At 58.5% G+C, this 6,874-nt stretch carries 9 protein-coding genes; 5 read left to right on the plus strand and 4 right to left on the minus strand.

Annotated elements, in window-relative coordinates; genetic code table 11:
• Window positions 1-67 precede the first annotated feature (67 nt).
• A complete protein-coding gene (locus P0D80_RS13160; RefSeq protein WP_408284330.1) occupies window positions 68-1,537 on the plus strand; it encodes an NAD-dependent succinate-semialdehyde dehydrogenase in 1,470 nt (489 codons plus the stop codon).
• Between the two features lie 557 nt (window positions 1,538-2,094).
• On the opposite strand, the gene arsN2 is transcribed toward P0D80_RS13160, so the two are convergent.
• From arsN2 to P0D80_RS13175, 3 genes are read right to left on the minus strand one after another with little or no spacing between them, the layout of a single operon-like run.
• A complete protein-coding gene (gene arsN2 / locus P0D80_RS13165; protein WP_408284332.1) occupies window positions 2,095-2,538 on the minus strand; it encodes an arsenic resistance N-acetyltransferase ArsN2 in 444 nt (147 codons plus the stop codon).
• 48 nt (window positions 2,539-2,586) lie between these two features.
• Window positions 2,587-3,669 carry an MFS transporter gene (locus P0D80_RS13170; protein ID WP_408284335.1) on the minus strand — a complete coding sequence of 361 codons (1,083 nt, stop codon included), beginning with the start codon at window positions 3,667-3,669 and terminating at the stop codon, window positions 2,587-2,589.
• A gap of 13 nt (window positions 3,670-3,682) precedes the next feature.
• Window positions 3,683-4,207, minus strand: coding sequence for a hypothetical protein (locus tag P0D80_RS13175; RefSeq protein ID WP_408284337.1), 525 nt, complete (start codon window positions 4,205-4,207; stop codon window positions 3,683-3,685).
• 375 nt (window positions 4,208-4,582) lie between these two features.
• Here P0D80_RS13175 and arsH point away from each other — a divergent pair, with 375 nt between their 5' ends.
• Genes arsH through P0D80_RS13190 form a run of 3 tightly spaced genes read left to right on the plus strand, consistent with a single transcriptional unit; the run spans window position 4,583 to window position 6,087 of the window.
• Window positions 4,583-5,272, plus strand: coding sequence for an arsenical resistance protein ArsH (arsH, locus tag P0D80_RS13180; RefSeq protein WP_459252758.1), 690 nt, complete (start codon window positions 4,583-4,585; stop codon window positions 5,270-5,272).
• Between the two features lie 9 nt (window positions 5,273-5,281).
• Window positions 5,282-5,611: an ArsR/SmtB family transcription factor gene (locus P0D80_RS13185; protein WP_408284342.1), complete on the plus strand. Its 330-nt coding sequence runs from the start codon at window positions 5,282-5,284 to the stop codon at window positions 5,609-5,611.
• 2 nt (window positions 5,612-5,613) lie between these two features.
• Window positions 5,614-6,087, plus strand: coding sequence for an ArsI/CadI family heavy metal resistance metalloenzyme (locus P0D80_RS13190; protein WP_408284344.1), 474 nt, complete (start codon window positions 5,614-5,616; stop codon window positions 6,085-6,087).
• A 114-nt stretch (window positions 6,088-6,201) separates the two neighbouring features.
• On the opposite strand, the gene P0D80_RS13195 is transcribed toward P0D80_RS13190, so the two are convergent.
• The gene (locus tag P0D80_RS13195) at window positions 6,202-6,543 is read right to left on the minus strand and encodes an ArsR/SmtB family transcription factor (RefSeq protein WP_408284347.1); all 342 of its coding nucleotides are present in this window, start codon (window positions 6,541-6,543) and stop codon (window positions 6,202-6,204) included.
• A 196-nt stretch (window positions 6,544-6,739) separates the two neighbouring features.
• Here P0D80_RS13195 and P0D80_RS13200 point away from each other — a divergent pair.
• Window positions 6,740-6,874, plus strand: a 135-nt coding sequence (locus P0D80_RS13200; RefSeq protein WP_459252759.1) for an arsenate reductase/protein-tyrosine-phosphatase family protein, incomplete at its 3' end; no start/stop codon positions are given.

The raw sequence follows: 6,874 nt of genomic DNA on the forward strand, positions 1-6,874 counted from the left end.
ACCTCCTTCTAACCAGGGCATGGGCTCCTCTCAGCCTTGCTCTTGAATCCGAAAACGGATATACGCCATGAACACGTTCACATTGAATGACATCAAGGTCGCTGGCTGGCTCAAGGAAGCGAACTACGTTGCCGGGAACTGGGTAGGTGCCGACGACGGCAGCACTTATGATGTCGAGGACCCGGCAACCGGAACACGCGTCGGTACCATTCCTTGGGTTTCCGGTGCTGAGACGGGCCGTGCTATCGATGCAGCACAAGAAGCCTTTCTCACCTGGTCAATGACGACGGCAGCCGAGCGGGCCGAGAAGCTTCAACGGATGGCGCAACTGGTCCGAGACAATCTGGACATCCTCGCAACGATGCTGACGCTTGAGCAGGGGAAACCCCTCGCCGAAGCGCGTGGAGAGATGAAGCTCGGTGCGGACTACATCCAGTGGTTCGCCGAAGAAGCGCGTCGCATCAATGGCGAAATCATCCCTTCGCCGTGGAAAGACAGACAGATTCTGGTGACGCGCGAGCCTGTTGGAGTGGTGGGGGCGATTTCACCGTGGAACTTCCCGTTCTCGATGCTCTCCCGCAAAGTCGCGCCGGCACTTGCCGCTGGTTGCACTATCGTCATCAAGCCATCGGAATTCACTCCATACTCTGGCCTGCTATACGCGGTATTGGCTGAAAGAGCTGGCATTCCAGCAGGCGTCGTGAACGTCGTCACGGGCGACGGCGCTGCGGTGGGCGGCGAACTCACCCGAAATCCGTTGGTTCGCAAGATAACGTTCACGGGCTCAACCCGCGTCGGAAAGCTGCTCTACAAGCAATCTGCTGACAGCATGAAGAAACTGTCGATGGAGCTGGGCGGCAATGCACCAACTATCGTTTTCGACGATGCCGACCTTGACCTCGCTGTCGAGACCGCTGTGGCAGGCAAATTCCGAAACAGCGGACAGACATGCGTATGCACGAACCGCTTCTACGTACAGGATAGTATTTACGAAGAATTTGCGCGCCGGCTGACCGACCGCGTCAAGAAGCTAAAGGTAGACAACGGATTAAACGAGGGTGCCGAGCAGGGACCTCTCATTAACCTGGCTGCGGTTGAGAAAGTTGAATCGCACGTCGAGGATGCCAAAGCGAAAGGTGGCCGCGTGTTGCTCGGCGGAAAGCGCCATGAGCTCGGCGCCACATTCTTTGAACCGACTGTCATCGCTGACGCGACCCCGGATATGTTGATTGCACGTGAGGAAACCTTTGGCCCAGTCGCTGCACTGTTCCGCTTCAAGGAAGAGCATGAAGCAGTCGAGGCGGCGAACTCGACGGAATTTGGTCTCGCCGCCTACTTTTATACTCGAGACCTTGCACGCACTTTCCGCGTGTCGCGGGCGATTCAAAGTGGCATGATTGGAATCAATGCCGGGGTCATTACGACAGCCGAAGCACCATTTGGTGGTGTGAAGGACAGTGGTCTCGGTCGAGAGGGCTCGGCGCACGGCATCGAAGAATACCTCAACTTGAAGTATCTCAGCCTCGCCGGTCTGTAAGCGGCCCAGGCGATGGTGCCAAGGTCCTGAAGATGGAGAGCTTGCGGGCGGCCAGATTTCTGCGCGCAGCGCGTCCCATGCGAAGTCATCACCCCTGCTGCGCGGTATGCATACTGCTGCCCGTTCCGCGGTGCAGCCGCGCGACTGGCCGAACATCAACGGCAGCGGTCGCGGGACAGCCGGTACTGTGGGATAGCCTTGAGATACCGGGCGGGTGGCGAAGTTAGCGCCCTGAGGCGAAAGGCTGACGGGCGACGCTGGCTCCGAGGGGCATCTCATCATGCTTCGGAACGTGTCTGAAGGCCTCGCTCAGGATAAGGCGGGGCTCAACTTCACCAAGGGGCATTCTCAAAAACAAGAGATGCACGCTAGAGAGAATGCGCAAACGTAGGAAGGTGAAACAAGGAGCTTACGGCGTTGAAGCGCTTACGCCGCGAGACCATGCCCGCACTTCGGCCGGTGCCGCGTCCATGGTGGCCTTCAGCGACGCGAGGTCCCTCGAGTCCGGACGCAACCAGACTTCGCCGTCTCTGGCGACAGCGGGTCGACGGCTACGGCTAACGTTGAGAGACGATTTTCCTCATGCAGACTGCGCTCGCTGGACACAATTGCGCGAACTGCGTCGTCGCCTGCAATTTCGCCGGTGCTGTGCTCCGCGTGACATCCACGTAGCCCTTCCGCCGGAAGAAATCGGAAGCTGCGGTGGTGAGTAGCCACAGTTCCGAGATACCTCTGTCTCGCGCGAGGCCTTCCACGTGCGCCAAAAGCCGGCCTCCCAACCCTGCGTTTCGCACTGTCTGCGCAACAGCCAGTGACCGCAGCAGCGCATTAGCGTCATGCCTCTCCAACCCGACGCTGCCGACGACGAATCCCCCGTCGCCTTCCATCACGGCAAAGTCACGCAACAGTTCATGGCTGATGTCGGACGATGGCAGCGCGTTCTCAGTAAGCAAGACGCGTATTGCGTCGAGGTCTTCGGGTCTTGCGGTACGTATCTTCATGACGGATGTTCCGTGTTGCACTCAACAGGTCGTTTCAGGTGGAACCTGTCACCGGGTGACGACTAACCCTGACCGCCACGAAAAACGCGATAGCGGACAGTATGGAGACAACGAATACATCATGCCATTCGCCGCGCCATAACAAAGCGCGAATAGCCACAGTAGCGCAGCGGATTTGCCAGCACAGATGAGGATGACAGCAGATACCGGGAAGAGGGTTACGACGATAATGCCCACCGTACTCACATGAACCGAGCGACCGGCTGTGAACCACAACGCTCGCGCGGCCACCTGAGCTGGGCCGATGAGTGCCATGGTTGTGACCAGCACCGCGTTTGACACTCCGCGTTCAACCATCAGCGGCACAAGGTGAAATGTCAATGCGGCGAACGTCGCGTAGTACGCGGTAAAGCAAACGGCGAGCGCCCAGAACGTCGGCGTGCGTAGTGCGCGTCGGGTTGCCGCGTCGTTGGCCCGCTTAACCTCGGTACTGTCCGGTACAGACGCAGCGCCCGACCATGACGAGCGGATTGCAATCACGTGAATCCGCAAACAGATGGTCAGGTTCAATGCCGCAAGCGCGACAAGTGTCGTGCGCCACCCCAGCGAACCGACCAGAAGTTGCGTCAGCGGGATGAATACCGTGCTCGCGAATCCTGCCACCAATGTGATGAGCGTGATTTTGGTCCGGAAGCTCCGCGGATAGCGGTGCGTTATGACCGCGAATACCGGGTCATAGAAAGTAGCGGCCATAGCGATTCCGAGGCCTATCCATGCTACGAAGAGCGTCGTGAGTGACTGAGCGTCCGCCCATAGCAGCAGCATCGCCGCCGCTATGACTGAGCCGATTGCCATCACGCGTCGCCCGAGACCGTGGTCAATCCAGCGACCGATTGGATAAGCGGCAAATCCTGAAACAAGAAGCCCGACTGACAGTGCCGCATTCGTGGCAGTCCTGCTCCAGCCCATGGACTGTTCCATCGGAACGACGAGCAAGGAGAACGCGTAATAGACGGAGCCCCACGAAACGAGCTGCGCCAATGCAAGCGCCCACGTGGTGAGCCGGTCCTGACTGTCGGTGGGCTCGTTCTGACAGCTCGCATGCGCGGTTCTACCCGACACTGTGCTCATTTTCTCCGGTCTCTCACGTTATGGACTCTGGTGCTCTGATGCGAAAAGCGTCACAACAGAAAAATGCCGCCGAGGCCAATCCGTGTCCAATGGCAACGCCGGCGCGCTCTTGGAAATTGTTCGGGCGCAGCGAAGCAACGCTTTCAGATGCCGCGTTGACAGGGCCGAGAAATCCGATTCCCTCCTGGGTGCAGAACCGCTCAACGCGACCGTTGACAAATCGAGCCCGCGTCGCGCTGACGATGCCGCTCCGACGCGGTAGCGCCAATGCTGCGAAAACCTTCACTCCATCATCAGCGAGGCGATTGCGAATTCGGAGCAACGGCGTCTTCCAGTTGCAAGGCGGCAATACATGGCCCAGCACGTCTGCGTCCATCAGAATCACAGCGGCGGAGGAGCCACCTCTGGCCAACAAATCCGCGAGGGCAGCGCTCTCATCTGCCGTTGCGGTCGGTGCAATAGCTGACGCGGCGTACCCAGTCATCTGCTCAAACGTGCGCGCTGCTTCCTCGGCCAAGAGTTCGGAAGCATGGGACATGCTTCTCGTGGACCGACGACTGGTCGGGACCGGATGCGTGTCCGCGCGTCATCAGCATGAAAAACCCCGCCATCGCACCGCAACGCCATTCAGCTGATTCCAACAAGTAAGCGTCGTCATCGAAGTCAATGAGAGCCTCCATCGATTTCATATTTCCAGAATACCGGAAACGTCGTAGAATACAAGTAACGACCGACAAATTTTCAAGGCGCCGAAGTCAGCTCAACGCGACTTGATTTGACCAGATACTTCCATAAAATTGGAAATATCAAAGAGCAGGATGGACCGATGACCGTACACGTAATCCCCGGCGACCAGAGCTTTCCGGCCGCCCAGACAGAGTTTCTCGACACTGACATCGCGGCACGACTTGGCATGGAAGGGCAACCGCCGGTGCGGATACTTCTACTCTACGGGTCACTTCGTGAGCGTTCTTATTCACGTCTGCTCGTTGAGGAGGCTGCTCGGTTGCTCCAGAGGTTCGGCGCAGAGACGCGGATTTTTGACCCGCGCGGACTTCCCCACGCCGATGACGTCGACGCGAAGAATCACCCTAAGGTGAAAGAACTGCTCGAGTTGTCGTTGTGGTCGGAGGGGCACGTCTGGTGCAGTCCGGAACGACACGGCACCATCACCGGCCTGATAAAGACGCAGATTGACCACCTGCCGCTCGTCAGCGGCGGGATTCGGCCGACGCAAGGACGCACGCTCGCGGTCATGCAGGTTAGCGGCGGTTCGCAGTCGTTTAACTCGGTGAACCAGCTTCGACAATTGGGACGCTGGATGCGCATGTTCACTATCCCCAATCAGTCGTCGGTTGCGAAGGCGTTTGAGGAGTTTGAAGAGAACGGCCGGATGAAGCCGTCGTCCTACTACGACCGTCTGGTTGACGTAATGGAAGAACTCGTGAAATTCACGCTGCTGCTTCGCGGTCGTGCCGACTATCTCGTCGACCGGTACAGCGAACGTGTGAAGGAAGACCGACTGCTCGACCCGGCGACTGACCTGGCCTCCCAGGCTATCGCTGACCATTCCCGCAAGGAAACGAAGGCAAGTAACCAGTAAAGGACTGCAATGGCAACGCTCGATTCGAAGCTGGCAGTGAAAGCGCTCGCGGCGCTCGCACATGAGACGCGCCTGGCGGTTTTTCGTCTTCTCGTGACCGCAGGGCACTCGGGGATGAGCCCTGGCGCCATCGCTGAAAAGCTCGGCCTGCCGGCACCGACGCTCTCATTCCACCTGAAGGAGCTCGCACACGCGGGCCTTATCGAAGGCAAGAATCAGGGCCGGTTTATTTTCTACTGCGCCAGCTACGACCACATGCAGACGCTGATGGATTTCCTGATGGAAAACTGCTGCGCAGCGGAGCAGTGCAACTGCGCGACCAACGAAACGGAGGCGTAAAAATGAAGCGATTTCACGTGCACGTCGTAGTTCCTCAACTCGACGAAAGCGTGCGTTTCTATAGCAGCATGTTCGGCGTGGAACCGTCAGTGCTCAAGGACGATTACGCGAAGTGGATGCTCGAGGACCCGCGCATGAACTTCGCCATTTCGGCGCGTGGCGGTGAAACTGGAGTCAATCACCTCGGCCTTCAGGTCGACAGTGACGAAGAGCTGGCTGCTCTTCGCGAGCAGGTGGTTGCCGGTAGTGTCACGGTGAAGGACCAACCTGGAGCGCAGTGCTGCTACGCGAGCTCGAACAAATACTGGACCCAGGACCCAGCAGGCGTGCCGTGGGAAACCTATCACACGCTCGGCGGCATCCCGATGTTCGGAGCGGACAGCCGGGAGTCGGCCGCTCCTGAAGCGGGCGGGGCCTGCTGTGCCCCGGTTACCTCGATTCCAGCTGTGATTGAGAAAAAAGTCGGCTGCTGCTGATTCGCGGCGACAAAAGAAAACGGCCGCCCAAGGTTACGAGGCGGCCGTTGTTGTTGGATACAGATGCGGATTATGCAAGGGTGTTCTGCGCGACTTACCGCACTAAGCGCCTGTTCATGCGGTCACGGGCTTGCACTTAACTTTCTTGGCGGGCTTGCATGTGGCCGAGTCCACTCCCTGGCAGCAGTTCTCGGTCAGAAAGCCAACCAGGTCGTTCATGTGCTCGATTTCGGGCCCGTAGTATACGAAGCGCCCTTCCTGGCGAGACGTTACCAGGCCAGCATGCGTCAGCTCCTTGAGATGGAAGGAGAGCGTCGCGCTAGCCAGGTCAAGATGCTCTTGGATGACTCCGACGTTGAGACCTTCCGGCCCAGCCGTGACGAGCAGGCGAAAAATAGCCAGGCGCGTCGGCTGTGCGAGCGCGGCCAAAGCTTTGATGGCGTCTTTTTCCTTCATAAGGCTCTGTCTTCAAGGTTATATGCCGATTCTAACGCGACGCCGTCTGCGCCTGGCGGAACAGTAGCCCACGGCTATCAGGGCTGCTTGTGACGAACGCACATCGGCACGCGCTTGCTGCGCCACATCATTTCCATTATATTGGAGATATGGATTTAATCATTGCACTGCGACAAGGCATCGTCAGGAGAAGTCTGTGACAGAACACCGAAAGTACAACGTTTTATTCCTCTGCACCCACAACTCCGCGCGCTCTATCCTTGCGGAGGCGGCGCTCAATCAGCTCGCCGGCGACCGCTTTGTCGGCTACAGCGCAGGCAGCCATCCAGGT

The sequence above is a fragment of the Paraburkholderia sp. RL17-373-BIF-A genome (genome assembly GCF_046030175.1).
Classification (GTDB): domain Bacteria; phylum Pseudomonadota; class Gammaproteobacteria; order Burkholderiales; family Burkholderiaceae; genus Paraburkholderia.